General features: G+C 60.9%; 26 protein-coding genes. 15 read left to right on the forward strand and 11 right to left on the reverse strand.

The features are described from left to right. Positions 1–3: 3 nt before the first annotated feature. From paaD to paaA, 4 genes are read right to left on the reverse strand one after another with little or no spacing between them, the layout of a single operon-like run. On the reverse strand, positions 4–531 hold the full coding sequence (gene paaD, locus NA8A_RS05395) for a 1,2-phenylacetyl-CoA epoxidase subunit PaaD (RefSeq protein WP_051017962.1): 528 nt from the start codon (positions 529–531) through the stop codon (positions 4–6). Between the two features lie 5 nt (positions 532–536). Further along, a complete protein-coding gene (gene paaC / locus NA8A_RS05400) occupies positions 537–1304 on the reverse strand; it encodes a 1,2-phenylacetyl-CoA epoxidase subunit PaaC (protein ID WP_009449627.1) in 768 nt (255 codons plus the stop codon). Further along, the gene (gene paaB, locus NA8A_RS05405) at positions 1304–1591 is read right to left on the reverse strand and encodes a 1,2-phenylacetyl-CoA epoxidase subunit PaaB (protein ID WP_009449628.1); all 288 of its coding nucleotides are present in this window, start codon (positions 1589–1591) and stop codon (positions 1304–1306) included. The genes paaC and paaB overlap by 1 nt, the downstream gene beginning before the upstream one ends. Before the next feature lie 5 nt (positions 1592–1596). Further along, positions 1597–2592, reverse strand: coding sequence for a 1,2-phenylacetyl-CoA epoxidase subunit PaaA (paaA, locus tag NA8A_RS05410; RefSeq protein ID WP_009449630.1), 996 nt, complete (start codon positions 2590–2592; stop codon positions 1597–1599). A 120-nt stretch (positions 2593–2712) separates the two neighbouring features. Here paaA and NA8A_RS05415 point away from each other — a divergent pair, with 120 nt between their 5' ends. Both NA8A_RS05415 and NA8A_RS05420 read left to right on the forward strand, forming a co-directional pair. Next, positions 2713–3147 carry a PaaI family thioesterase gene (locus tag NA8A_RS05415; protein WP_009449631.1) on the forward strand — a complete coding sequence of 145 codons (435 nt, stop codon included), beginning with the start codon at positions 2713–2715 and terminating at the stop codon, positions 3145–3147. A gap of 148 nt (positions 3148–3295) precedes the next feature. Continuing rightward, positions 3296–3631, forward strand: coding sequence for a hypothetical protein (locus tag NA8A_RS05420; protein WP_009449632.1), 336 nt, complete (start codon positions 3296–3298; stop codon positions 3629–3631). 109 nt (positions 3632–3740) lie between these two features. On the opposite strand, the gene NA8A_RS05425 is transcribed toward NA8A_RS05420, so the two are convergent. From NA8A_RS05425 to NA8A_RS05435, 3 genes are all read right to left on the reverse strand, one after another. Then, positions 3741–4229 (reverse strand): CreA family protein, encoded by a 489-nt coding sequence (locus tag NA8A_RS05425; protein WP_009449633.1) that lies wholly within the window; start codon positions 4227–4229, stop codon positions 3741–3743. A 103-nt stretch (positions 4230–4332) separates the two neighbouring features. After that, positions 4333–5232, reverse strand: a complete 900-nt coding sequence (locus tag NA8A_RS05430; RefSeq protein WP_009449634.1) for a tetratricopeptide repeat protein — start codon at positions 5230–5232, stop codon at positions 4333–4335. A gap of 94 nt (positions 5233–5326) precedes the next feature. Then, positions 5327–5941 carry a TetR family transcriptional regulator C-terminal domain-containing protein gene (locus NA8A_RS05435; protein ID WP_009449635.1) on the reverse strand — a complete coding sequence of 205 codons (615 nt, stop codon included), beginning with the start codon at positions 5939–5941 and terminating at the stop codon, positions 5327–5329. Between the two features lie 278 nt (positions 5942–6219). Between NA8A_RS05435 and aptA the strand changes: the two genes are divergently transcribed. The 9 genes from aptA (at position 6220) to NA8A_RS05480 (ending at position 15370) form a co-directional block, all read left to right on the forward strand. Next, positions 6220–7548, forward strand: coding sequence for an omega-aminotransferase AptA (aptA, locus tag NA8A_RS05440; protein ID WP_009449636.1), 1329 nt, complete (start codon positions 6220–6222; stop codon positions 7546–7548). 1 nt (position 7549) lies between these two features. Beyond that, positions 7550–7843: a cupin domain-containing protein gene (locus NA8A_RS05445; protein ID WP_009449637.1), complete on the forward strand. Its 294-nt coding sequence runs from the start codon at positions 7550–7552 to the stop codon at positions 7841–7843. A gap of 15 nt (positions 7844–7858) precedes the next feature. After that, the gene (locus NA8A_RS05450) at positions 7859–9109 is read left to right on the forward strand and encodes a Zn-dependent hydrolase (RefSeq protein ID WP_009449638.1); all 1251 of its coding nucleotides are present in this window, start codon (positions 7859–7861) and stop codon (positions 9107–9109) included. 56 nt (positions 9110–9165) lie between these two features. Then, positions 9166–10173 (forward strand): hypothetical protein, encoded by a 1008-nt coding sequence (locus NA8A_RS05455; RefSeq protein WP_009449639.1) that lies wholly within the window; start codon positions 9166–9168, stop codon positions 10171–10173. Continuing rightward, complete coding sequence (gene hydA / locus NA8A_RS05460) at positions 10133–11584, forward strand: dihydropyrimidinase (RefSeq protein WP_009449640.1); 1452 nt, start codon at positions 10133–10135, stop codon at positions 11582–11584. Before NA8A_RS05455 ends, hydA begins: the two co-directional genes overlap by 41 nt. A 6-nt stretch (positions 11585–11590) precedes the next feature. Continuing rightward, positions 11591–12436: an ABC transporter ATP-binding protein gene (locus NA8A_RS05465; protein ID WP_009449641.1), complete on the forward strand. Its 846-nt coding sequence runs from the start codon at positions 11591–11593 to the stop codon at positions 12434–12436. A gap of 111 nt (positions 12437–12547) precedes the next feature. After that, the gene (locus tag NA8A_RS05470) at positions 12548–13483 is read left to right on the forward strand and encodes an ABC transporter permease (RefSeq protein ID WP_009449642.1); all 936 of its coding nucleotides are present in this window, start codon (positions 12548–12550) and stop codon (positions 13481–13483) included. Continuing rightward, positions 13480–14343, forward strand: a complete 864-nt coding sequence (locus tag NA8A_RS05475; RefSeq protein WP_009449643.1) for an ABC transporter permease — start codon at positions 13480–13482, stop codon at positions 14341–14343. The genes NA8A_RS05470 and NA8A_RS05475 overlap by 4 nt, the downstream gene beginning before the upstream one ends. A 43-nt stretch (positions 14344–14386) precedes the next feature. Then, positions 14387–15370, forward strand: a complete 984-nt coding sequence (locus tag NA8A_RS05480) for an ABC transporter substrate-binding protein (protein ID WP_009449644.1) — start codon at positions 14387–14389, stop codon at positions 15368–15370. A gap of 157 nt (positions 15371–15527) precedes the next feature. Here the strand turns inward: NA8A_RS05480 and paaZ are convergent, their stop codons facing one another. Together paaZ and NA8A_RS05490 are read right to left on the reverse strand one after the other, a co-directional pair. Then, the gene (gene paaZ / locus NA8A_RS05485; RefSeq protein WP_009449645.1) at positions 15528–17558 is read right to left on the reverse strand and encodes a phenylacetic acid degradation bifunctional protein PaaZ; all 2031 of its coding nucleotides are present in this window, start codon (positions 17556–17558) and stop codon (positions 15528–15530) included. A 33-nt stretch (positions 17559–17591) separates the two neighbouring features. After that, entirely contained in the window at positions 17592–18839 is a 1248-nt protein-coding gene (locus tag NA8A_RS05490) for a cytochrome P450 (protein ID WP_009449646.1), read from the reverse strand. Positions 18840–18993: 154 nt separating this feature from the next. Between NA8A_RS05490 and paaI the strand changes: the two genes are divergently transcribed. From paaI to NA8A_RS05510, 4 genes are read left to right on the forward strand one after another with little or no spacing between them, the layout of a single operon-like run. Then, positions 18994–19431, forward strand: coding sequence for a hydroxyphenylacetyl-CoA thioesterase PaaI (gene paaI, locus NA8A_RS05495; protein ID WP_009449647.1), 438 nt, complete (start codon positions 18994–18996; stop codon positions 19429–19431). A gap of 28 nt (positions 19432–19459) precedes the next feature. Further along, positions 19460–20770: a phenylacetate--CoA ligase PaaK gene (gene paaK, locus NA8A_RS05500; protein WP_009449648.1), complete on the forward strand. Its 1311-nt coding sequence runs from the start codon at positions 19460–19462 to the stop codon at positions 20768–20770. 34 nt (positions 20771–20804) lie between these two features. Continuing rightward, positions 20805–21401: a TetR/AcrR family transcriptional regulator gene (locus tag NA8A_RS05505; RefSeq protein WP_009449649.1), complete on the forward strand. Its 597-nt coding sequence runs from the start codon at positions 20805–20807 to the stop codon at positions 21399–21401. 39 nt (positions 21402–21440) lie between these two features. Continuing rightward, complete coding sequence (locus NA8A_RS05510; protein ID WP_009449650.1) at positions 21441–22322, forward strand: PaaX family transcriptional regulator; 882 nt, start codon at positions 21441–21443, stop codon at positions 22320–22322. A gap of 30 nt (positions 22323–22352) precedes the next feature. Here NA8A_RS05510 and NA8A_RS05515 read toward each other — a convergent pair whose 3' ends face one another. Next, positions 22353–23297 carry a DMT family transporter gene (locus NA8A_RS05515; protein WP_240532740.1) on the reverse strand — a complete coding sequence of 315 codons (945 nt, stop codon included), beginning with the start codon at positions 23295–23297 and terminating at the stop codon, positions 22353–22355. An 88-nt stretch (positions 23298–23385) separates the two neighbouring features. After that, a complete protein-coding gene (locus NA8A_RS05520) occupies positions 23386–23760 on the reverse strand; it encodes a DoxX family protein (RefSeq protein ID WP_009449652.1) in 375 nt (124 codons plus the stop codon). Positions 23761–23789: the final 29 nt, after the last annotated feature.

Genomic DNA, 23789 nt, shown 5'->3' on the forward strand with positions numbered 1-23789 from the left:
ACCTCAGATACATTTGAAATAATCAAAGGGCTCGTGACAGGCCGTGCAGCGATACAGCGCCTTGCAGGCCGTGGAGCCGAATTCGGAAATGCGTGCGGTCGCGTGCGAGCCGCAGCGTGGACAAGCCACCTCCGTTTCGCCAAACAGGGCGCGAACGGAATTCGAGGCCTTCGCCGGTGGCGCGATGCCATAGGCACGCAGCTTTTCCCGGCCCTCCTGGGTGATCCAGTCCGTGCTCCAGGCGGGAGTGATGACCCGCTCGACGCGCGGCTTGAAACCCGCATCGCGCAACGCCGCTTCCACCGCAAGTTCGATGGCAAGCACAGCCGGGCATCCCGTATAGGTGAGCGTGACACGCGCGACTGCGGTATCGCCTTCCATGGTCACCGAACGCAGGATGCCCAGATCCGCGATGGTGACGACCGGAATTTCCGGATCGACCACGCAGGCCGCCGCGCGATAGGCACGCTCTTCAGCGAAGAGTGCTTCCCCACCCCCCTGTGGTCTGCAGGCTGCTTCTTTTGCCGACAGTCCGCTCACCACACCATTCCCGGATAGGTGCGCTGCATGTGCTGCAGATCGGCAAGAAGATACCCCAGCGCCTCGCCATGGCGTCCCTGGCGACCGCCTGTCTGGCCATAGGACGCTTCGACCCATTCAAGCCCGGCTTCCGCGAAGATCGGCCCAACAATCGCCTCGAAGGACGGACGCAGCGTTGCCGGGTCGGGTGCAATCCCGGCCTTCACAATCGCAGCCGTCACATCGTCGCTTTCGAAAAGTTCGTCCACATAGGGCGCCAAAGCATCCACCGCAGCCCGCATGCGCCGCGTGCTCTCCGGCGTCCCGTCGCCAAGCCGCACAACCCATTCGCCAGCATGGCGGACATGATAGGCGACCTCTTTTTCCGCCTTGGCGGCAATACCCGCCAGATGCGCGTCGCTGGACGAAAGCATGCCCTGCCACAAGGGCTGCATGAAAGCCGCGAAATAGAGCTGTCGCAGCATGGTATGGGCAAAATCGCCATTCTCGCGTTCCGCAAGCAGGCAATTCACATAGTCGCGCTCGCGGCGCAGATAGGCGATCTGATCCTCGTCACGCCCTTTGCCTTCCACCTCGCCAGCATATTGATAAAGCGCCCGCGCCTGACCGATGAGATCGAGCGCCATATTCGGCATGGCGAGGTCTTCCTCAAGCATTGGCGCATGGCCGCACCATTCCGAAAGCCGGTGGCCGATGACCAGGTGATCGTCGGCAAGCCTGAGCAGGAAAGCCGTCAGCACCTCGCGGGAAACCGTCGCCGCCATCACATATGCCCCACTTCTTCGGGGATTTCGTAGAAGGTCGGGTGGCGATAGACCTTGGAGAGGGCCGGCTCGAAATTCTCCGCCTTGTTCTCGGGGTCCGAAGCGGTGATCGCCGCGGACGGCACCACCCAGATGGAGGTGCCCTCGCCGCGCCGCGTGTAGACATCGCGGGCCGCTTGCAGCGCCATGACCTCGTCGGCGGCATGCACAGAGCCACAATGCTTGTGGGCAAGCCCGTTGCGTGGGCGGATGAAGACTTCCCAAAGGGGAATCTGGTTCCTGGTCATATCTCTCACTCCGCAGCCATTTTTGCCGCCTCACGGCGCGCCTTGCGTTTTTCGGCATGCGCCAGCGCCGCTTCGCGCACCCAGGCGCCGTCGTCCCAGGCCTTCTGCCGGGCCGCCAGTCGCTCGCGGTTCATCGGCCCGTGGCCCTTCACCACACGCCAGAATTCATCCCAGTCGATGGCGCCGAAATCATAAGCGCCCTTCTCCTCGTTCCATTTGAGCTCAGGATCGGGGAACGTCAGGCCAATGAACTCGCCCTGCGGAACCGTGGCGTCGACAAATTTCTGCCTGAGTTCGTCATTGGTGAACCGCTTGATCTTCCACTTCATCGATTGATCGCCATGCTGGCTGTCGGCATCGTGCGGGCCGAACATCATGAGAGAGGGCCACCACCAGCGGTTCAGCGCGTCCTGCGCCATCTCCTTCTGCTCAGGCGCGCCGCGCGCCAGCGTCATCATGATCTCGTAGCCCTGGCGCTGGTGAAAGCTCTCTTCCTTGCACACCCGGATCATGGCCCGCGCATAGGGACCGTACGAGCAGCGGCAAAGCGGAATCTGATTCATGATCGCCGCGCCGTCGACCAACCAGCCGATGGCGCCAATATCGGCCCAGGTCAGCGTCGGATAGTTGAAGATGGACGAGTATTTCGCCTTGCCTGAAAGAAGCTCCTCCGTCATCTCCTCCCGTGACACGCCAAGCGTCTCGGCGGCGGAATAAAGATAGAGCCCGTGTCCGCCCTCGTCCTGCACCTTGGCCAGAAGCGCTGCCTTGCGGCGCAGCGACGGCGCACGCGTGATCCAGTTGCCCTCCGGCAGCATGCCCACGATCTCGGAATGGGCGTGCTGACCGATCTGGCGGATCAGCGTGCGACGATAGCCTTCCGGCATCGGATCGTTGGGCTCGATCTTCTCCTCGGCATCGATCCGCGCCTGAAAGGCCACGAGAAAGGCCTCGTCCTCCGTCGTATCGGTCTTCGCGCCGATAAGCCCTTGGCTGTACATCGCTTCTCCTCCATGCTCGCGCGCGGCTCAGGGGCGGGTTGCATACCCGTACGCCAAAATGTAACGAAAAATATAAAACTAGGCAATATTTTGTAACGCTTTTATCCAAGGGAGAGGAAGATGAGCGAGGATATCGCGTCCGAAACAGCGCTCGAAGTGGCCGCAAACACTTTGCAGAGCGTATTTGCACCATGGATTGCCGCGCTTGGCATAGAAGCGCTCTCCGCCGATGACGGAGGCGGAGATTTTCTGCTGCCCGAGAACCGCGACCTCGCGCATGCGGGCGGCGTCATCTGCGGTCAGGCAACCGCATCGGCAGCCGACACCTGCGCCGTTGCCGCCATTGCCGCTGCCAATGGTCGTTTCCGCCCCTGCACCACGGTGGACATGACGACGCATTTCATCCGGCCGCTTAAGCCTGGGCCTGTCTCGATCCGCGTCGATCTCCTGTCGAACGGTCGCCGTATGGCCTATCTTCGGGTTGAGATGCGCGCAAAGGGCGATCCGCGCCTCGCCTTCACGGCGACAGGCGCCTATGCCTATCTCGATGGCTGAGCCATCCGCCCTGAAAAACAATGAGATGCGGCGAACAGCCTATCCTTGATAAGAGAGGCAGCATGCCATTCCCTAGCGGGTAGAAATTCAACCATAGATGATATATAATTGATCTGATTTCCCTTATAAATTGTATGTGAGGCATATCATGATCAGATCACTTGAAGATTTCGACGAGTTCTGCAGGAGTAATCAGAAATTCGTCTCATCGCATCTTTCGAGCCTGAGCAGCGAGGAGCTTTCCTTCTTCCGCCACTGCCTCGATTTCGATGATAACGGTTTCGTTTCCAAAATCTATTTCGGGGATTTGGCGAAAGCCGGCCTCAACGATTTCCAGATTGCCGAGGTCGCTTCACTCTTCGGCATCGATGAAAAACGCTTCAAACGCACATACCATGCTTTCGGGGATGCTCAGGGCAACTGCGTACGCCGGTTATACTGGTGGTGCCCTTACGGGCTGGAGCCGCTTGTCGATCGGCAATGAAGCCGGGCCAGAACGTTTCTTGTGAGGCGGAATCAACGGATGTCAGGTGAGGTCACTTGACAACGAAATACTACAGGGGCGACACTCGCCGCCCCTCCCTGGTTTCAGGCTACTTCTTGTTCTTCCAGGTCACGTCCTGCCCATAGAGAGGCACGGTCGATATCGCCATCTTAGCTGAGCCGTCCTGCACCTGGCGCGAATGCGAGAGATAGATGAGCGTATTGTTCTTCTCATCATAGATGCGCTTGACGACCACGGACTTCCAGATCAGCGACTGGCGCTGCTTGAAAACCTCTTCACCGCCTTCGCCAAGATCGATATCGCCGATCACGATAGGCCCGGTCTGCTGGCAGGCGATGGCCGAATTGGAGGGGTCTTCGAACCAGTTGCCTTTTTGCAGCCGGTCGATGACGCCGCGATCGAAATAGGTGACGTGGCAGGTCACGCCCTCCACCTCGGGATCGTGTATCGCCTCGACGATAATGTCGTTACCCAGCCAGTCCACGCCGACCTCGCCGACCTTTTCGGCCGAAGCGGGCATGACGACAAATGCTGAAGCAAACAGCGAAGCGGTGAGAATTCGGGAAACAAATCGCATGGCAGGTCTCGAAAGATGAAATATCGGGTTCCGCTTATATGGGACCTTGCCGATGCAAATGGAATGCGCAAACGCCAGCGAAAGCAGACAAGGCCTGCGCGCTTTATTTACCCATCTTTTCGTGAAGGACATCGAGCGCTTCGCGGGCATCCGCGATCCGTTCCTGGTCGCCGCTTGCCTCGGCGAGTTTCAGACGCCTCTTCATGAACGTCTCGGCCTGCTCTGTCTGCCCCTGTTCGAAGGCCACCACACCGAGTTGGAAGAGGCTTTCATCAATATGCCTCTCATTGCCATGCCTGCTCGCAATATCGAGCCGTCGTTGTAAGAACTTGTCGGCCACGTCGGGTTGCTCCAGTCCGTGCGCGTTCTGCGCCATGTTGGTGATGACAACGAGCAATTTCTCGCTGTCCGATCCGAAAAGTGTTTCGCCGCCGGCCAGAACCTGACGGTTGATTTCAAGAGCACCGGCGAAATCTCCGGCCTCATGCAGGCAATAGGCAAGACGTTCGCGCGTGCCCAGGCGCTGATCCTCTGAGACCTCGGGATCATCATCGAACAGCGCAATCGCTTTCCGGTAGGAAGCGATGGCAATGTCCCACTCGGCCAGATCTTCTGCCTGGCTGGCCAGATGATAGAAAAAGCGCGACCGCTCGCGCGGGGCCAGGAACGGGCTTTGGGCGTCGATCCGCAACGCCTCCTGGCTCGGGGGCAGCGACTCCTCAGCCCGACCGGCCCGGAACAGCACGAAACCGCGCAGATAGTTGAGCTCCCCGCGCGCCTCGATATCGCTCTCGGCAAGCCCCGGTTCAATTTCATCGAGTTCGCCAAGCGTGGCGCGGATACTGAAGGTCTGTGCGGGATCCATCACCATTTGATGGATCGCCTTGAGGCGGTCGAGCGCGTCGGAAGCAGCGGCTTCGTCCACAGCGCCCCCCAGGCCCAAAACAGCGATTGCGGCGACCAGCAGACCGCCTGAAAGCGGCCTTTTTCCCCCACCCGTCATCAACACGCCTCGCTTACGTTAAAAGGAACAAGCCTCTCCTGCCGGGCGCGCAACCTAGACGAAGCTGACCGAAACGAACAGCCCCAGGTTGCATTTATCCAAGAAACAGCCCTTCCAGGAACCGTGCGGCATCCTCAAAGCGCCCTTCTCCGCCCCTTACCGGCCCCAGCACGGCGCGAACCTGAACGTCGAAATCGGCATAATGCTGGGTGGTGGCCCAGATTGCGAAAATGAAGTGATAGGGATCGCTCTTCTTGAGCTTTCCCTCCCGCATCCACTGCCCGATAACAGCTGCTTTTTCATCCACCAGCGCCTTCAGCTCGCCCTCGAGCATCGGCAGGATGCGCGGCGCGCCTTGTAGAATCTCATTGGCAAACAGGCGGCTTTCGCGCGGAAAATCGCGTGCCATCTCGATCTTGCGGCGAATGTAGGAACGAATCTCCGTCTGCGGCTCGCCTTCAGCATCCATCTCCTTGAGCGGCGCCAGCCATGTCTCCAGCAAGCGCTGAATCAAAGTCGCAAAAATCTCTTCCTTGTTCTTGAAATAATAAAGGAGATTGGGCTTCGACATGCCCGCCGCTTCCGCGATCTGGTCGATCGTGGAACCTCTGAACCCGTATTGGGAGAAAACCTCAAGCGCTGCCTCCCGGATCAGTTCGCGCTTCTCGCGCTGGATACGCGTACGCTTGGGGGTAACTTTCCCGTCCATCACTGTCTCCCCACCCTGCGGCCTGCACATCCGACGGTAGAGCAAAGTGCCAGTGCATGACTGGAAGCTAAAAGAAATTTCCGCCTCTGGACCACTCGATTAGTCCACTGTGGAGTGCGCCCGCCCCAAAACATTTGCCCTACAATCCTCTTGACCGCCCACATGGCGGTGTTAACGTTTGTCCAAACGGTCAAATTTTGCGTAGCATAACTCGATGCAAAGCACCAAGCATTGGCCGGGACAAGCCGAGCGCAACAACAATCAGGGGAAGCTTGGTCATGCTCGACAGGCTTAACAAGAAGCCGAACGACCTATCGGCGTTCTGGATGCCGTTCACGGCGAACCGTCAGTTCAAGCAGGCGCCGCGCATGCTGGTCGCCGCGCAGGATATGCATTACACCGCCGACGATGGCCGCAAGGTGATGGACGGCACGGCAGGTCTTTGGTGCGTCAACGCAGGCCACTGCCGTCCGAAGATCACCGAGGCGATCCAGAAGCAGGCGGCGGAGCTCGATTACGCGCCCGCCTTCCAGATGGGCCATCCCATCGTATTCGAATTCGCCAACCGTCTTGCGGCCATGTCGCCGGAAGGTATGGACCATGTGTTCTTCACCAATTCGGGCTCCGAATCGGTGGAAACCGCGCTCAAGATCGCGCTCGCCTATCACCGCGCCAGGGGCGATGGTTCGCGCTTCCGCCTGATCGGGCGTGAGCGCGGCTATCATGGCGTGAATTTCGGCGGCATTTCGGTCGGCGGCATCGTCTCCAACCGCAAGATGTTCGGCACCCTTCTGACCGGTGTCGACCACTTGCCCCACACCCACCTGCCCGCCAAGAACGCCTTCACGCGTGGCGAGCCGGAGCATGGCGCAGATCTTGCCGACGAACTCGAACGCATCGTCACGCTGCATGACGCCTCCACGGTCGCCGCCGTCATCGTCGAGCCGGTTGCCGGTTCCACAGGCGTTCTTATTCCACCGAAGGGCTATCTGAAGCGCCTGCGCGAGATTTGCGACAAGCATGGCATTCTCCTGATCTTCGATGAGGTCATCACCGGTTTCGGCCGTCTCGGCGCACCTTTTGCAGCCGATTATTTTGGCGTTGTCCCCGACATCATGACCACGGCCAAGGGTGTCACCAACGGCGTCATCCCCATGGGTGCCGTCTTCGTTAAGAAGGAAATCCACGACGCCTTCATGAACGGCCCCGAGCACATGATCGAGTTCTTCCACGGATACACCTATTCGGGCAATCCGATTGCCTGCGCGGCGGGTCTGGCCACGCTCGACACCTATCAGGAAGAAGGGCTTCTCACCCGCGCCTCGGAACTCTCCGACCACTGGGCGGATGCCCTCCACTCCCTGAAGGGCGAACCACATGTGATCGACATTCGCAATATCGGCCTTGTCGGCGCCATCGAGCTTGAAAGCATTCCGGGCGAGCCCACCAAGCGCGCCTTCTCCGCCTTCCTGAAAGCCTTCGAACGCGGTCTCTTGATCCGCACGACCGGCGACATCATCGCGCTTTCGCCGCCGCTCATCATCACCAAGGGCCAGATCGACGAAATGATCGACAATCTGCGCGACGTTCTGCGGATGGTGGACTGACATGGCCAACGAAAAACCGCAGGCCACCCACGAGGTGTTGATCGACGACGCGCGGGTGCGTGTGACGCGCTGGGATTTCGAGCCCGGCGCGGAAACGGGCTGGCACCGCCATGGCATGGACTACGTCATCACCACGCTGACGCCCTGCGCCTTCCATCTGGAACTGCCGGGCGGCGAGACCGTCCGCAACAATCTGGAGGCCGGCGTCTGCTACCGGCGTAACGAGGGCGTCGAGCATAATGTGATCAATGGCGGCGACCGGCCCATGTCGTTTGTCGAAGTGGAACTGAAATAGGGGGAATACCGCAACATGGCTGCACCGGGCGAAAACCTCAGGATCAACGCCGACCGTCTCTGGGACACCCTCATGGAGATGGCGAAGATCGGGCCCGGTGTCGCCGGCGGCAACAACCGCCAGACGCTGACCGACGCCGACGCGCAAGGACGCACCCTTTTCAAGAAATGGTGCGAGGATGCGGGCCTCGAAATGGGCGTCGATACGATGGGAACGATGTTCGCCAGACGTGAGGGCACCGACCCCGACGCCCTGCCCGTCTATGTGGGGTCTCACCTGGACACCCAGCCGACCGGCGGTAAATATGACGGCGTGCTCGGCGTGCTTGGTGGCCTCGAAATCATCCGCACGCTGAACGATCTCGGCATCCGGACAAAACACCCGATTGTCGTCACCAACTGGACCAATGAGGAAGGCGCGCGTTTCGCGCCGGCCATGCTGGCTTCCGGTGTCTTCGCCGGGGTTCACGACCTCGAATGGGCCTATGGGCGCACCGATGCGGAGGGAAAGCGCTTCGGCGACGAGCTTGAGCGCATCGGCTGGAAGGGCGACGAGCCCGTCGGCGCGCGCAAGATGCGGGCATTTTTCGAACTGCATATCGAACAGGGCCCGATCCTCGAGGACGAGGGCACGGATATCGGCGTCGTCACCCATGGCCAGGGCCTATGGTGGCTTCAGGTCACCATCGAGGGCAAGGATGCCCATACCGGCTCCACCCCCATGCCCAAACGTCGCAATGCCGGCCTTGCCATGGCCCGCGTGATGGAACTGGTGCACGAGGTCGCCATGGACTACCAGCCGAATGCCGTCGGTGCGGTAGGCCATGTGGAAGTCTATCCCAATTCACGCAACGTCATTGCGGGAAAGACCGTCTTCACGGTCGACATCCGCTCGCCCGACGAGAAAACGCTGAACACGATGCGCGCGCGCGTCGAAGCCGGCATCGCCACCATTTGCGATGCGATGGACCTCTCGTTTTCGGTGGAGCCGGTGGGCCATTTCGCCCCGGTTACCTTCGACAAGGATTGCGTGAAAGCGATCCGCGACGCGGCCGAACGGCTCGGCTACTCGCATCGCGACATCGTTTCGGGCGCCGGTCACGATGCCTGCTGGATCAACCAGGTGGCGCCGACCGCGATGGTGATGTGCCCCTGTGTCGACGGGCTCTCCCACAACGAGGCGGAAGAGATCACCAGGGATTGGGCGCGTGCGGGAGCAGACGTCCTGTTCCACGCCGTGGTCGAGACAGCGCAGATCGTGGAATAGGGAATTCGAGCTCCGCCGCGGATGAGCGGCACAAAGGCCCCGGGGGTGAGGCGCCGATGGATGTAGAAGGCCTGCTTCAAAGCGTAATCCGGTTCTCGAACTTCATGACGTCGAGGCTGGTCGTTTCCGGCGTGGTTTTCTACATCGTCTCGGGCTTCACCGACATCGGCAGCACCACGGAAGGTTTCCTGCCCAATGCGGATCTTTTGAACGAGGTGGTGCAGAACTACCAGACCATCTTCGACGTGCTCGGTGTCTCCGATTTCGCCCTTCTTCTCATCTTCTTTCTTTTCTTGACGAGCATTCACCTCCTCTACGTGGTCTTTAACCGTATCGGAGCCTATCTGCCGCCCGCCATCGTCCCGCTCTCCGGCTGGAAGGCGATCGACGATGTGACGCTGACCGCCTTCGATATCCTGCGCGAAGCGCGCGGCGAAGAGCACACAGACGAAGAGAACCAGCGCCTCTACGAGTTCAAGAAAAAGCTGCGCGAGATCGAGAAGACCACGGAGGCCGGCTATCTCGACGAGATCGACGGTGTGTCCACCGCATTTCGGATATCCAAGACATTCATCGTGTTTTCGCTGGGCGCCTGGCTCTACGCCGTGCTCACCGGGCGCTACACCGGCGATATGAGCATACTGGCCGTTATCATCGGCCTGTCGCTGCTGACGGCGCTCTATACGGCCTTCGCGATTTTCCGCGCCAATTACGAGCGCATCGACGCTCTGCGCGAGGCGGTGATCGGCCAGTTCCTGGAATTTGCCCGCATATGGGCGCCGGCCGATTATCAGCAGCGGGTGGAAGCCGCCTGCATGCCTTCGCGCGAATTGAAGCCGGCCGAATTCGCCATCGTCGTTCCCGTCTACGGGACGCTCGACGAGCTCCTGACGGATGTGCGGCGGTGGCGCACCAAGAGAATGCAGCGCAGGGTCCGGAAGGAGACCGTCCTTGCGCCGGCAGCGGCAGTGCCGATGCTTGCAACAATACCAAGCGACGAACAAAACGCAGCAGGGGAAATTGATGTCCAAGGTGATCAGAAACGGAACCATCGTCACGGCTGACCGGACCTGGCAGGCGGATGTGCTTGTCCAGCACGGAAAGATCGTCGCCATCGGCAACGACCTCCACGGCGATCACGAGATCGACGCCACGGGCTGCTATGTGATGCCCGGAGGCATCGACCCTCACACCCATCTGGAAATGCCCTTCATGGGAACCTATTCCAGCGACGATTTCGAGAGTGGAACGCGCGCGGCCGTTGCCGGTGGCACCACCATGGTGGTGGATTTCTGTCTCCCCGCACCCGGCCAGTCGCTTCTGGAAGCCATCACCATGTGGGACAACAAGTCGACGCGCGCGACATGCGATTACTCCTTCCACATGGCCATCACCTGGTGGGACAAGCAGGTCTTCGACGAAATGCCCCTCGTGGTCGAGAAAGGCATCACCTCCTTCAAGCATTTCATGGCCTACAAGGGCGCCCTGATGGTGGATGACGACGAGATGTATTCGTCCTTCCAGCGCTGCGCCGAACTCGGCGCCCTGCCCCTCGTCCACGCAGAGAATGGCGATGTGGTCGCGCAGCTTCAGTCGAAACTCCTTGAGGAAGGCAATAACGGCCCCGAGGCCCATGCCTATTCCCGCCCGCCCGAAGTGGAGGGCGAAGCCACCAACCGCGCCATCATGATTGCCGATATGGCGGGCACGCCGCTCTATGTGGTGCACACCTCCTGCGAACAGAGCCACGAGGCCATTCGCCGGGCACGCCAGAAAGGCATGCGCGTCTTCGGCGAGCCTTTGATCCAGCACCTGGTTCTGGACGAAAGCGAATATTCGAACCCCGACTGGGACCATGCCGCACGAAGGGTCATGAGCCCGCCCTTCCGCAACAAATTGCATCAGGATTCGCTGTGGGCAGGCCTGCAGGCAGGCTCGCTGCAATGCGTGGCGACCGACCATTGCGCCTTCACCACCGAGCAGAAGCGCTATGGCGTGGGCGATTTCACCAAAATCCCCAACGGCACGGGTGGGCTTGAAGACCGCATGCCGGTCCTGTGGACCTATGGCGTCAATACCGGACGGTTGACCATGAACGAATTCGTGGCCGTCACCTCCACCAATATCGCCAAGATCCTGAACATGTATCCGCAAAAGGGAGCGATCGTGGAAGGGGCCGATGCCGATATCGTCATCTGGGACCCTGAGGCCACGAAAACGATCTCCGCCGGAAACCAGCAATCGGCCATCGATTACAACGTGTTCGAGGGGATCGAGGTAAAAGGGTTGCCGAAAACCGTTCTGTCGCGCGGCGAGATCGTGGTGGAGGACGGCGAAGTGAAGCCCAAACCCGGCCATGGCCAATTCGTGGGCCGCAAGCCGCACATGTCGGTCAACAAAGCCCTTTCGCAATGGAAGGAGATTACCGCGCCCCGCAAGGTCGAGCGCTCGGGCATCCCGGCAAGCGGCGTTTGAGGAGGCATGGACCACGTGAACGCCAACCCAGCCATCCGCCAGGAAGCGTCCCAGGAAGCATCATCGAAAGCCTCGGGCGAAACCGTCGTCGAAGCCCGCGGCCTCGGCCTGACCTTCGAGACCAATGACGGGCCCGTTCAGGCGCTTTCCAACGTCGATCTTGTTATCGGAAAGGGCGAGTTCGTCTCCTTCATCGGCCCCTCCGGCTGCGGCAAGACCACCTTTTTGAGGGTGATCGCCGATCTGGAGCAGCCGACGGAGGGCGATATCCGGGTCAACGGCATGACGCCGGCCGAAGCCCGCCGCAAGCGGGCCTATGGCTACGTTTTCCAGGCGGCCGGCCTTTTCCCCTGGCGCACAATCGAACAGAATGTCGCCTTGCCGCTCGAAATCATGGGCTATTCCAGGGCTGAACAGAAAGAGCGCGTCTTCCGCACGCTCGATCTCGTCAATCTCGCCGGTTTCGAGAAAAAATTCCCCTGGCAGCTTTCAGGCGGCATGCAGCAGCGTGCGTCCATCGCCCGCGCGCTCGCCTTCGACGCAGACCTGCTCCTGATGGATGAACCTTTCGGCGCGCTCGATGAGATCGTACGCGATCATCTGAACGAGCAGCTTCTGGACCTTTGGGCGCGCACTGGCAAAACCATTGGCTTCGTGACCCATTCCATTCCCGAGGCGGTCTATCTGTCGACCCGGATCATCGTCATGTCACCGCGCCCGGGCCGAGTGACGGATGTGATCGAATCCCCACTTCCCAGGGAACGTCCGCTCGACATCCGCGAAACACCGGAGTTTCTCCAGATCGCCCATCGCGTCCGTGAAGGACTGAGAGCAGGACACAGCGATGATTGATTTCGGGACACAGCGCAGAAACCCATCGGTTGCCGTTGATCGGCGTGGTTTGACGCCCCGCCACCCCCTGCCTTTCCAGGATTACAGCGAGCCCGGCTGCGAGGCGCGAAAATGAGCGCGGTCAGCCTCGCAGTTTCCGGTTCGCAACCTGGTTTCCTGCGCCGCGCGGCCGTCGGCAGGACACTACCGATCCTGATCGTTTTGAGCGCAATCATCCTGATCTGGTACGCCTTCACGGTTTACCTGAACGCCCCCTGGCAGATCGACGCCTATCAGCGTGCCGGCAGCGAATGGACTGCTGCCGATCTCGTCGGCGATACGATGGCTCAGGAGCGGCCAGTGCTGCCCGCTCCCCATCAGGTCATGGCGGAAATCTGGAAAACGACGATCGGAACCCGCATCACGTCGAAGCGCAGCCTCATCTACCATGCCTGGATAACGCTCTCGTCCACGCTGCTTGGCTTCGTCATAGGCACGGCGCTGGGCGTTCTGCTCGCCATCGGCATCGTTCACAACCGGGCGATGGACAAATCCGTCATGCCCTGGGTCATTGCCAGCCAGACGATCCCGATCCTGGCAATTGCACCCATGATCATCGTGGTCCTGAACGCCATAGGTCTCTCGGGGCTTTTGCCCAAAGCACTGATTTCCACCTATCTCTCCTTCTTCCCCGTCGTGGTCGGCATGGTGAAGGGTTTCCGCAGCCCGGAAGTCATCCAGCTCGATCTGATGCGCACCTATAATGCGAGCGGCACGCAGACCTTCTGGAAACTGCGCTGGCCTGCGGCCCTCCCCTATCTGTTCACCTCCATGAAGGTGGCAGTCGCCATCGCGCTCGTCGGCGCCATCGTCGGCGAATTGCCCACCGGCGCCGTTTCCGGCCTCGGGGCGCGGCTTCTTGCCGGCTCCTATTACGGCCAGACGGTGCAGATCTGGTCGGCGCTCTTCATGGCGGCTGCCCTCGCCGCGGTTCTTGTCGGTATCATCGGCATTGGCCAGCGCATCGTCATGGCCCGCATGGGAACCCGAGAGGGAGAAAGATCATGAACTGGTGGCCCCTGATCGCAGCCTTGCTCTTCTGGGCCGCCGCCTGGGCGCTGAACGAATGGCTTGTCCGGCTTTCGCCGCGCTCCTCTTCCGCCCGCCGTCTGCTCGGCATTCTCGTACCGGCGATTTTCGGCGTCACTCTTCTGATCCTCTGGGAGGGCATGGTACGCGGCTTCAACATTTCGCCCGTGCTCCTGACCCCGCCCAGCGTCATCTGGGAGAGGATCGCAAGCTCCGTTCCAACGCTCTGGGCGGATTTCCAGCAGACATTCCTGAAGGCGGTGCTGATCGGCTATGCGCTTGGATGCGGCGCGGGCTTCCTGACGGCGATTGCCATCGACCGCTCGCCCTTCCTCCAGCGCGGTCTCCTGCCGCTCGGCAATTTCGTTTCCGCCCTGCCGATCATCGGCGTGGCGCCCATCATGGTCATGTGGTTCGGTTTCGACTGGCCCTCCAAGGCCGCCGTCGTCATCATCATGACCTTCTTTCCCATGCTGGTGAACACGGTGCAGGGCCTTGCGGCCTCCAGCGCGATTGACCGCGACCTGATGCGCACCTACGCCTCGTCCTACTGGCAAACGCTGTTCAAGCTGCGCCTGCCGGCGGCAGCTCCCTTCATCTTCAATGCGCTCAAGATCAACTCCACACTGGCCTTGATCGGCGCAATCGTGGCCGAATTCTTCGGCACGCCCATCGTCGGCATGGGCTTTCGCATCTCCACCGAAGTGGGGCGCATGAACATCGACATGGTGTGGGCCGAAATCGCCGTTGCGGCCCTTGCAGGTTCGCTGTTCTATGGATTGGTGGCGCTCATCGAGCGCGCCGTAACGTTCTGGCATCCGTCCATGCGGAGTGCATAACCAAGGCCGGCGCAGAACGGCCTCAACCACAGAGGGAAGCACGATGAAAAAGGTAGTGAAAGGCATAGTCTCCGGCGCGTTCATGCTTGCCGTTTCGCAGGCGATGGCCGCTGACGACCTGACCCTGCAGTTGAAATGGGTGACCCAGGCTCAGTTCGCCGGCTACTATGTCGCCAAGGACAAGGGCTTCTACGAGGAAGAAGGCCTGAACGTCGACATCAAGCCCGGCGGACCCGATGTCGCTCCCGTTCAGGTGCTTGCCGGCGGTGGGGCGGATGTGATGGTCGACTGGCTGCCTTCGGCTCTTGCCGCGCGTGAAAAAGGCGTGCCCGTGGTCAACATCGCCCAGCCCTTCGCACGTTCGGGCCTGACCATGGTCTGCCGCAAGGAAACCGGCATCACGAAGCCCGAAGACTTCAAGGGCAAGACGCTGGGCACCTGGTTCTTCGGCAATGAATATCCGCTCTATAACTGGCTCTCGAAGCTCAACCTGCCACGCGATGGCTCGGCCGAGGGCGTGACCATCCAGAAAATCGGCTTCAACGTCGATCCGCTGCTTCAGAAGCAGGCCGATTGCATCACCGCCATGACCTACAACGAATATTGGCAGGTGATCGATGCCGGGCTTTCCCAGGACGACATTGTTGTCTTCAACTATACGGACGAAGGCGTGGCCACTCTGGAAGACGGGCTTTACGCGCTCGAGGACAAGCTCGAAGACCCCGCTTTCGTCGACAAGATGGCGCGCTTCGTGAAGGCCTCCATGAAGGGCTGGCAATGGGCCAAGGAAAATCCCGGCGATGCAGCTCTGATCGTGCTCGACAACGATGCGACGGGTGCCCAGACCGAAAAACACCAGAAGCGCATGATGGAGGAAATCGCCAAACTGCTCGGCGACGGCCCGGCGCTCGACGAGGCGTCCTACCAGCAGACTGTCGACACACTGCTTCAGGCAGGGTCCGATCCGGTCATCACCAAGAAACCCGAAGGCGCGTTCACGCATGCGGTGACAGACAAGTTGAAATGATCGCGCAGGATCGTTTCAGCCGATGACAGAGGGCGGGAAACCGCCCTCTTCTATTTTTGAGCCGAGCCTTCCCCTATTCCCCGCATTTCACTCCTAGCCAAACTCAGGAAGCGTGCGGTGGGGCGAGGAGGGATCGCGAAAAACGCCCGCGTGTGAACTACATCGCATTCATGGTGAGCAGCTCGTAGGCAGCCACCTGTTCGCCCTCGCCATTGTAGACGCCGACATCCCAGCGCACCTCGCCGTACTCGTCGTTGCGGCGGGATTTCTGCTTCACCGTAAGGCGTACCTTCAGGCTGTCGCCGGGCGAAACCGGCTTCATGAAACGCAGATTGTCGAGCCCGTAATTGGCAAGCACCGGCCCCGGTGCCGGTTCCACGAAAAGGCCCGCGGCAAAGGACAAAATCAGATAGCCATGCGCCACGCGGCCCGGAAAGAACGGGTTTGCCGCCGCCGCTTCCTCATCCATATGGGCATAGAATGTATCACCCGTGAACGTGGCGAAATGCTCGATATCCTCGAGCGTCACCGTACGTTCGGCGGTCCATAGGGTGCGCCCGGGCGCAAGTTCGCCAAAGGCAAGCCGGAAAGGGTGCGGTTCCGCCTCGAAAGTGGAAGCGCCGGCAACATAGCGTTGCGTAATGCCTGCGATGATATCGGGACTGCCCTGGATGGCGGTACGCTGCATGTAATGCATGACGCCGCGCATGCCGCCCATTTCCTCGCCGCCGCCGGCCCGGCCCGGCCCTCCATGCACCATATGCGGCAATGGCGAGCCATGGCCCGTCGCCTCCTTGCCCGTGTCGCGATTGGCGAAATAGAGACGGCCATGGAAGGCGCCGGCATCGAGCACGGCCTGCCGTGCAACCGCCGGATCATGCGTGAAGACGGAAGCGACAAGCGAGCCCTCGCCGCGATTGGCAAGCGCCAGCGCATGCGGAAGATCGCGATAGGCCATCACGGTCGACACCGGCCCGAAGGCCTCGACCGCGTGAACGGCCTGCGCCGCATCCAGATCTTCACACGAAAAGAGCATTGGCGGCACAAAGGCGCCCTCACCCGCATCAGCCCCCTCGACGCGGAAATTCTCAGGGTCGCCATAAATCCGCTTTGCCTCGGTTCCGAGAATGGAAGCCTTCTCCAGAACGTCTGAACGCTGGGCAAGGCTTGCCAGCGCCCCCATGCGCACGGTCTCGTCGCGCGGATTGCCGATCACCGTCCTCTCAAGCCGTGCCACGAGTGCGTCGATCACCGCCGCACGGCTTTCCTGCGGGACGATGATGCGGCGGATGGCCGTGCATTTCTGCCCGGCCTTGGCCGTCATCTCGCGATGCACTTCCTTGATGAAAGCTTCAAACTCAGGCGTGCCGGGAGCGGCATCCGGTCCAAGAACCGAGGCGTTGAGCGAATCCTGTTCGGCGATGAAGCGCACGGATTTCTCGATGACCGCGCTCTTGCCCTTGAGCATCGCGGCCGTGGCCGCCGAACCCGTGAACGACACAACATCCTGACCGCTCAACCTGTCGAGCAGATCGCCCGTCGATCCCGCGATGAACTGCACAGCGCCTTCCGGCAAAAGCCCCGATTCCACGACCATGCGAAAACAGGCTTCCGCCACCCAGGCGGTGGCCGAAGCCGGCTTGACGATGGCCGGCACGCCGGCAATCAGCGTCGGCGCAAGCTTTTCAAGCATGCCCCAGACGGGGAAATTGAAGGCGTTGATATGTACCGCCACACCCTGCAGCGGCGTCGCCACATGCTGCCCGACGAACTGGCCGGAACGCGACAGCTGTTCAAGCGCCCCGTCCGTCAGGATGCGATCGTCGGGGAGTTCCCGCCGCGCCTTGGAGGAATAGACGAAAAGCGTGCCGATGCCCCCATCGATATCGATCATGGAATCGGGCTTGGTTGCGCCGGTCTCGTAGGAAAGCTCGTAGAGCGCCTCGCGCCGCTCGTTCAGATATTGCGCAAGCGCCTTAAGGGCGAAGGCCCGATCGTGGAAGGTCATCTTGCGCAGGGCTGGACCGCCGACACGCCGGGCGTAGTCGGCCATCCCGGCGAAATCGAGCGCGGCAGAACCGATCTCGGCCACCACCTGCCCGCTTACGGCGCTTTTGAGCCCCTGCCGCTCACCTGAAGGGGGTATCCATCGGCCCAGCGAATAGCTGTTCAGCGAAATGACGGACATGGGGGCTCCTTTTGAAAAGCGTGGCGTCGGGTGTCAGCGAACCCGCGCCGGGACATGCGAAAATCCGCGAAAACGGACACGGCCCGTGCGTTCGGCCGCACCGGTCAGTCGATAATCGGGAAAACGCTTCAGAAAGTGCGAAATGCCGATCCGTCCCTCCATTCGCGCCAGCGAGAAACCGGCGCAAAGATGCGGGCCGCCGGCAAAGGCCAGATGCTTGTTGGGCTTGCGCGACAGATCGAGCCGGTCGGGATCGGGAAATTGACGCGGATCGCGATTGGCCGCGCCAATGCACAGATGGATCGGCGTTCCCGGCTCCACCGTCTCCCCATGAAACTCGACAGGCTCCACCGCCATACGGTTGCCGAGCTGATTGGGACTTTGAAAGCGCAGGAATTCATCCACAGCCGTTCCGATAAGCTCGGGATCGGTTTCGAGCCGGCCTTTCTCCTCCTGCCAGCCTTGCAGTTCGTAAAGCGCATTGCCTATCAGGTTGGTTGTGGTTTCATGGCCCGCATTGAGGATGAAGATGCAGTTCTGCAGAAGCTCCACTTCGGAGAGCTCCTCCCCTTCATTGCCGTTGATGAGCCGTGTCAGGACATCGGTTGCCGGATCGCCAGGATTGCGCCGCCTGTCGTCTGCAATGTCCTTGAGGAAAGCCTTGAAATCGCTCACGGAGGTATTGCCGCGCCGGTGCTGCTCCTCGCTCAGGACTGGTTCCAGCGCGCCAAGAATGGCAAGCGACCAGTCTCGCAAAGGCTCGCGCTCCTCATGGGGAATATCGAACAGATTGCCGATCACCTCGATGGGGATCGCCGCTGCGAAATCCTCGATCAGGTCGACCTCGCCCTTTTCTTCCATCCGATCGAGAAGGCCATCGACAAGGTTCACAAGGCCCGGTTCCAGGGCGGCGAGCGCCCTTGGCGTCAACGCACCCATCATGATCTTGCGGACCCGCGTGTGCAGCGGCGGGTCGTTGAACACGAGGCTTGTCGTGTGGTGCTCGTAAAGCGGGGTCTGCCCGAATTTCGGCAGGAACTCCGCCTTCTTGTCGGATGAAAAGGTTTTCGTGTCCCGGTAGACCCGGTCGAGATCCGCATAGCGCGAAAGCATCACCGACCCGTCCCTGAAGCGCTTCAGGGGGCGATGCTCCAAAAGCGCATGATAGGTGGGAAAGGGATCCTTCACGAAACCCGGCGGCAGCGCCGTCAGCTCGAAGGCATCCGCAAGCGCCGCCTCATCCAAAGCGGAATTGCCCGCAGGCAGGTTTGCCGCAATCATCGTTCTCATCCTCCCTGGAGCGATGCGGAATAGACCCGCCCCGTTCCTCATAGTATTATTGACCGACCAGTCGGTTTATGCAAGTCTGCTTTCGTTCATCGGCCTCAGCCAGTGGAATTGGCCGGTGACGTTGGGAGGAGCCTAAATGTCACAAATGCAACTGTCTCCACAGGAGACGGCCGAGCGCTGCGCGCAGGCCATGTGGGCACGCGACGATGCATCCCAATGGCTTGGCTGCAAGCTCGTCGCCATTGGGCCGGGCACGGCCACCATGTCGATGACGGTCGAGAAACATCACACGAACGGGCACGACATCTGCCATGGCGGATTCATCTTCACGCTCGCCGACTCTGCCTTCGCGTTTGCCTGCAATTCCTACAACCAGATTGTCGTGGCGCAGCAGAACTCCATCACATTCGTCGCCCCGGGCAAGTCAGGCGACCGCCTGACGGCCGAAGCGCGCGAAGTGGCCCGCTTCGGCCGTTCCGGCATTTACGATGTGCGCGTATGCGATCAGGACGGCAAGCTGATTGCCGAATTCCGGGGCAACTCCCGCGTCATCCAGGGCAAGCATTTCGAGGAAAACGCCTGAGGGCGGACAGAGGTTTCGGGAGGAAAACATGAAGGATCTGACACCGAGGAAGGAAGAGCTGGACCCGATCGAAATCGCCTCGCGTGACGAGATCGCCGCACTCCAGCTTGTGCGTCTCAAATGGTCGCTGAAGCACGCTTATGAAAACGTGCCCCATTACAAGAAGAGCTTCGATGCCGCCGGTGTTCATCCCGACGATCTGAAGCAGCTCTCCGACCTCTCGAAGTTCCCCTTCACCGTAAAGACGGACCTGCGCGACAATTATCCCTTCGGCATGTTCGCCGTTCCCCGCGACAAAGTGGTGCGCATCCATGCCTCCTCCGGCACCACTGGCAAGCCGACCGTGGTCGGCTACACGCAAAAGGACATCGACACCTGGGCGGATGTCATGGCCCGTTCCATACGCGCTTCCGGCACGCGGCCGGGTGATGTGGTGCATGTGGCCTATGGCTATGGGCTCTTCACCGGCGGGCTCGGCGCCCATTATGGCGCAGAACGCCTTGGCGCAACGGTGGTGCCGGCCTCCGGCGGCATGACGGCGCGTCAGGTCACGCTGATCGAGGATTTCGGTGCCCAGACCATCATGGTCACGCCTTCCTATATGCTGTCGATACTCGACGAATACCGTGCCCAGGGCCTTGACCCGCGCAAGAGCCCGCTTCAGGTCGGCATCTTCGGCGCCGAACCCTGGACCAACGCAATGCGCGCCGAGATCGAGGATGCCTTCGACATGCATGCGGTGGACATTTACGGGCTTTCGGAAGTCATGGGCCCCGGCGTCGCCAATGAATGCGTTGAATCGAAGGATGGCCTGCATATCTGGGAAGACCATTTCTACCCCGAGATCATCGATCCTGAGACCGGCGAAGTCCTGCCCGAAGGTGAGAAGGGCGAGCTGGTTTTCACATCGCTCACCAAGGAAGCCCTCCCGATCATCCGCTATCGCACGCGCGACCTGACGCGCCTGCTTCCAGGCACAGCGCGCACGATGCGGCGAATGGAAAAGATCACGGGCCGCTCCGACGATATGATGATCCTGCGTGGCGTCAATGTGTTTCCCACACAGATCGAGGAACAGATTCTGACCGTGGCGGGCCTGGCGCCGCATTTCCAGATCGAACTCACACGCGAAGGCCGCATGGATGCCATGACCGTGCATGTGGAGCTCGTCTCCGCCGACATCGATCAGGAATTGCGCATCAGCGCCTGCCGCAAGCTTGGCGAGCGGATCAAGGACATCGTCGGTGTCACCGTGCGCATCAACGCGACCGAGCCCGGCGGCGTCGCCCGCAGCCAGGGCAAGGCCGTGCGCATTCTCGATAACCGGCAGAAGGGTTGATGTTTCAGATGGATATGTCGGCGGGAGCGCTCTGATGGCCCGCACACGCGCCAAGGACTATGATGACAAACGCGACGCCATCCTGCATGGCGCGGCGAGCATCTTTGCCCGCGACGGCTACGACCGCGCATCCATGTCGCAACTGGCGGGGGAACTGGGTGTCTCCAAGGCGCTTCTCTATCATTATTATGCCTCCAAGGAGGCCCTGCTCTACGACATCATTGCCGCCCATCTGCAAGATCTCGTGGAAACGGTGGAAGAGGCAGATGATCCGGCTGCTCCGCCCGAAACACGGCTCGAAAGGCTGGTCATCGCATTGCTGGAAGCCTATCGCGATGCCGACAACGAACATCGGGTGCAGCTTTCGGGCCTGAAGCTCCTGCCCGAGGAACAACAGGACGAATTGAAGGCGCTTGAACGCCGGCTCGTCCTGGTCTTTGCCGAGGCCGTGCGGCAGATAAATCCCTCCGCCTTCGAAGGCAGGCCCCTGCTCAAACCCGTGACGATGAGCCTGTTCGGCATGCTCAACTGGTTCTACATGTGGTTTCGAGAAGGCGGCAGCCTGAGCAGGGGCGACTATGCGAAGCTCGCCACCGAGCTTCTGGTGAACGGTGTGCGTGCACTCGCCTGACATCTTGCCCCGCCCCCGCTCCCGTGGCATGTCGTTGCCATGGATGCGCCCAATGACCCGGCAGACAACGCCCTTTCCGCCCTCATAGAGCGGCTGCACCAGCGTGGACGCCTGCGCGTCTGGTCGCTGGTCATCACGCTGTTTGGCGATGCAGTCGTGCCGCGCGGCGGAGAAGCCCCTCTTTCTGGCCTGCAGGACGTGATGGCCCGCCTCGGCGTGGAAGCCGGCGCCTTGCGCACGGCGCTCTCGCGCCTTGCCGGCGATGGCTGGGTGGTGCGCGAGCGGCGCGGCCGCAACTCCTTCTTCTCGCTCGACAATCGCGGCAGGCACGCCTTCGACCTTGCCACGCGGCGCATCTATGCTGCAGCTCCGCCCGCCTGGGACGGCTCCTGGACCGTTGCCGTCCTGCCGCCGGGCATGGACAATGGCGGCGCGGAAGCCCTTGCCGAACGCGGCTTCCTGAAAATTGCAAACAGCGTGCATCTTCTGCCGCGAACGCTGGAGTTGAATGATCGCGACGATGCTCTGCTTGCCGAAATCCTTCTCATTCATGGCACCAGCGCCGAGCATCCCGAGATGTTGCGCACGCTTTGGCCGTCAGAAGAAATCGCCAGCGCCTATGCGAGCCTGATCGAGGATTACCGTCCTTTCGCCGACGCCCTCTCCGAGACTGGCTTGAAACGGCCCGTCGATGCCATGGCGGCCAGAACGCTGCTGATCCATGACTGGCGGCGCATCGTCTTGCGCGATCCCGGTCTGCCCACAGCACTTCTTCCCCAGGATTGGCCCGGTGAAGAGGCGCGGGCCCTGGTCCGCAACATCTATCGCAAGCTCGCTGCCCGCAGCGAGGAATGGCTGGACATTACCGGCCTCCCTCCATTGGCCGATCCGAAGCTGTTCGGAAGCCGCTTCGGCGGATAGGTTCCGCAGTTCTGTCAGCCCTCCGCTGCATCAGCCATCCGGTGCAAGCACCAGAAGCACGAGCCCGAGGATCGTCACGCCTGCGCCGGCAATGACCGAAAAACTTGCCCAGCCATGTCCGAGCAGCCCTTCATAGATGATGATGAGGGTCGGCGTGAGGTAGTTGTAGGCAAGGACCTTTGAAGCCGGCAGCCGCAATGCCGCGAACTGCAGCAGAAAGAAGGTTCCGGCAGTCGTGAAGATCGCCAGATAGAGAATGCCCGCCCAGACCTTGAACGGGATCGATTGCCAGTGGGTCGCAGCGATCTCACCCACCCCGTAAACGGCGATGATGATGCCGGTCGCCAACAGCGTCCAGAAGGTGAAAACCAGCACCGGTTCACCCCGATTGTAAAAGCGCACGAGCGAAGCATAGGCTGCGTGCCCCACCACTCCGAAGAAGAAGATGGTCTCCCCTCGTCCCACATCGAAACGCCGCATGGCGTCGAGGTCGCCACCGAAAATGACCCAGATCGCGCCGACCCCGGCCAGGATCAGGCTCGGCAGCACGAGCCCGCGGGGTACCTGCCGCAGAAACAGATAGCCGAAAAAGGTGCTGAGAAATGGCATCAGAGTGAAAACGGCACCGGTCGACACCGGGTCCGTCATGCCAAGTGCCGTAAACATGGTGATGAAGAAGAGCGCCATCGCGCCCCCCATCACCAAGAAGCGCCAGGGTGCGGCCGGAAAGGGAATGGGCCGCCGAAGCACCACTCTCACGACGATCCCCATCAGTACGATGGCCACGAGAAAGCGGGCCGCATTGAGCGACGCAGGCCCGATATGGGGAGCCACGATGGCGCCAACGGAAAAAGAACCGGCCACAAGGGCCGCAAATGCAACCATGGCAAGGTGGCCCAAAGTCTTTTGAGGTCCGGTCGCGTTCTGCCGATATCCCGCCTGCCGTGCCGCCTTCGTCGTAACCGTCTCGTTCACCCTGAACCCCATGCCATTTATGCGTCTGAACCAGTTCCGGCGATCTTCTCCTCCGGAACCGGTCGATCCTTACGCAATCCAGGCGGGTTCAGCTATGGGCCATGGCGAGAAGAAAGCTGCCCGCCAGTGCGATATTGGCAACGACACCGTTGATGCGGGCGCTGCGATCCATACCCCGGTGATCCCAGAAATTATGGAAGATCGCGGTGGCGGCGACCAGAAAGACGACAAGCGCCGCAGCAGCATAGGCCGTCAGGAAACCGGCTGCGAAGAGTGCGCCAGCAACACACTGAAGACCGATCCCGGCCATCAGGACAAGCTTCGCCGCAGGCACGCCGCGCTGAGCCAGGGCGTCCGAAAGAGCCGGAATATTGCCGAGATTGCGCAGACCCGCGAACACAAATGCTCCCCCGAGACAAAGGCGCCCCAGAACAGGCAGAAAAGCAACAAATGCTTCAGGCATGATCGTCTCCAAAGCGTGCAAACAACGAG

The organism is Nitratireductor indicus C115 (assembly GCF_000300515.1).
GTDB lineage: Bacteria > Pseudomonadota > Alphaproteobacteria > Rhizobiales > Rhizobiaceae > Nitratireductor > Nitratireductor indicus.

Coding starts and splice junctions, on each gene's coding strand:
- NA8A_RS05445 (WP_009449637.1), top strand. CDS start 7,550: ATGGCCAACGAAAAACCGCAGGCCACCCACGAGGTGTTGATCGACGAC.
- NA8A_RS05425 (WP_009449633.1), bottom strand. CDS start 4,229: ATGCGATTTGTTTCCCGAATTCTCACCGCTTCGCTGTTTGCTTCAGCA.
- paaA (WP_009449630.1), bottom strand. CDS start 2,592: ATGTACAGCCAAGGGCTTATCGGCGCGAAGACCGATACGACGGAGGAC.
- paaI (WP_009449647.1), top strand. CDS start 18,994: ATGCAACTGTCTCCACAGGAGACGGCCGAGCGCTGCGCGCAGGCCATG.
- NA8A_RS05420 (WP_009449632.1), top strand. CDS start 3,296: ATGATCAGATCACTTGAAGATTTCGACGAGTTCTGCAGGAGTAATCAG.
- paaK (WP_009449648.1), top strand. CDS start 19,460: ATGAAGGATCTGACACCGAGGAAGGAAGAGCTGGACCCGATCGAAATC.
- NA8A_RS05415 (WP_009449631.1), top strand. CDS start 2,713: ATGAGCGAGGATATCGCGTCCGAAACAGCGCTCGAAGTGGCCGCAAAC.
- NA8A_RS05510 (WP_009449650.1), top strand. CDS start 21,441: ATGGATGCGCCCAATGACCCGGCAGACAACGCCCTTTCCGCCCTCATA.
- NA8A_RS05490 (WP_009449646.1), bottom strand. CDS start 18,839: ATGATTGCGGCAAACCTGCCTGCGGGCAATTCCGCTTTGGATGAGGCG.
- aptA (WP_009449636.1), top strand. CDS start 6,220: ATGCTCGACAGGCTTAACAAGAAGCCGAACGACCTATCGGCGTTCTGG.
- paaC (WP_009449627.1), bottom strand. CDS start 1,304: ATGGCGGCGACGGTTTCCCGCGAGGTGCTGACGGCTTTCCTGCTCAGG.
- NA8A_RS05465 (WP_009449641.1), top strand. CDS start 11,591: ATGGACCACGTGAACGCCAACCCAGCCATCCGCCAGGAAGCGTCCCAG.
- NA8A_RS05435 (WP_009449635.1), bottom strand. CDS start 5,941: ATGGACGGGAAAGTTACCCCCAAGCGTACGCGTATCCAGCGCGAGAAG.
- paaZ (WP_009449645.1), bottom strand. CDS start 17,558: ATGTCCGTCATTTCGCTGAACAGCTATTCGCTGGGCCGATGGATACCC.
- NA8A_RS05505 (WP_009449649.1), top strand. CDS start 20,805: ATGGCCCGCACACGCGCCAAGGACTATGATGACAAACGCGACGCCATC.
- NA8A_RS05470 (WP_009449642.1), top strand. CDS start 12,548: ATGAGCGCGGTCAGCCTCGCAGTTTCCGGTTCGCAACCTGGTTTCCTG.
- NA8A_RS05430 (WP_009449634.1), bottom strand. CDS start 5,232: ATGACGGGTGGGGGAAAAAGGCCGCTTTCAGGCGGTCTGCTGGTCGCC.
- NA8A_RS05455 (WP_009449639.1), top strand. CDS start 9,166: ATGGATGTAGAAGGCCTGCTTCAAAGCGTAATCCGGTTCTCGAACTTC.
- hydA (WP_009449640.1), top strand. CDS start 10,133: ATGTCCAAGGTGATCAGAAACGGAACCATCGTCACGGCTGACCGGACC.
- NA8A_RS05450 (WP_009449638.1), top strand. CDS start 7,859: ATGGCTGCACCGGGCGAAAACCTCAGGATCAACGCCGACCGTCTCTGG.
- NA8A_RS05480 (WP_009449644.1), top strand. CDS start 14,387: ATGAAAAAGGTAGTGAAAGGCATAGTCTCCGGCGCGTTCATGCTTGCC.
- NA8A_RS05520 (WP_009449652.1), bottom strand. CDS start 23,760: ATGCCTGAAGCATTTGTTGCTTTTCTGCCTGTTCTGGGGCGCCTTTGT.
- NA8A_RS05475 (WP_009449643.1), top strand. CDS start 13,480: ATGAACTGGTGGCCCCTGATCGCAGCCTTGCTCTTCTGGGCCGCCGCC.
- paaB (WP_009449628.1), bottom strand. CDS start 1,591: ATGACCAGGAACCAGATTCCCCTTTGGGAAGTCTTCATCCGCCCACGC.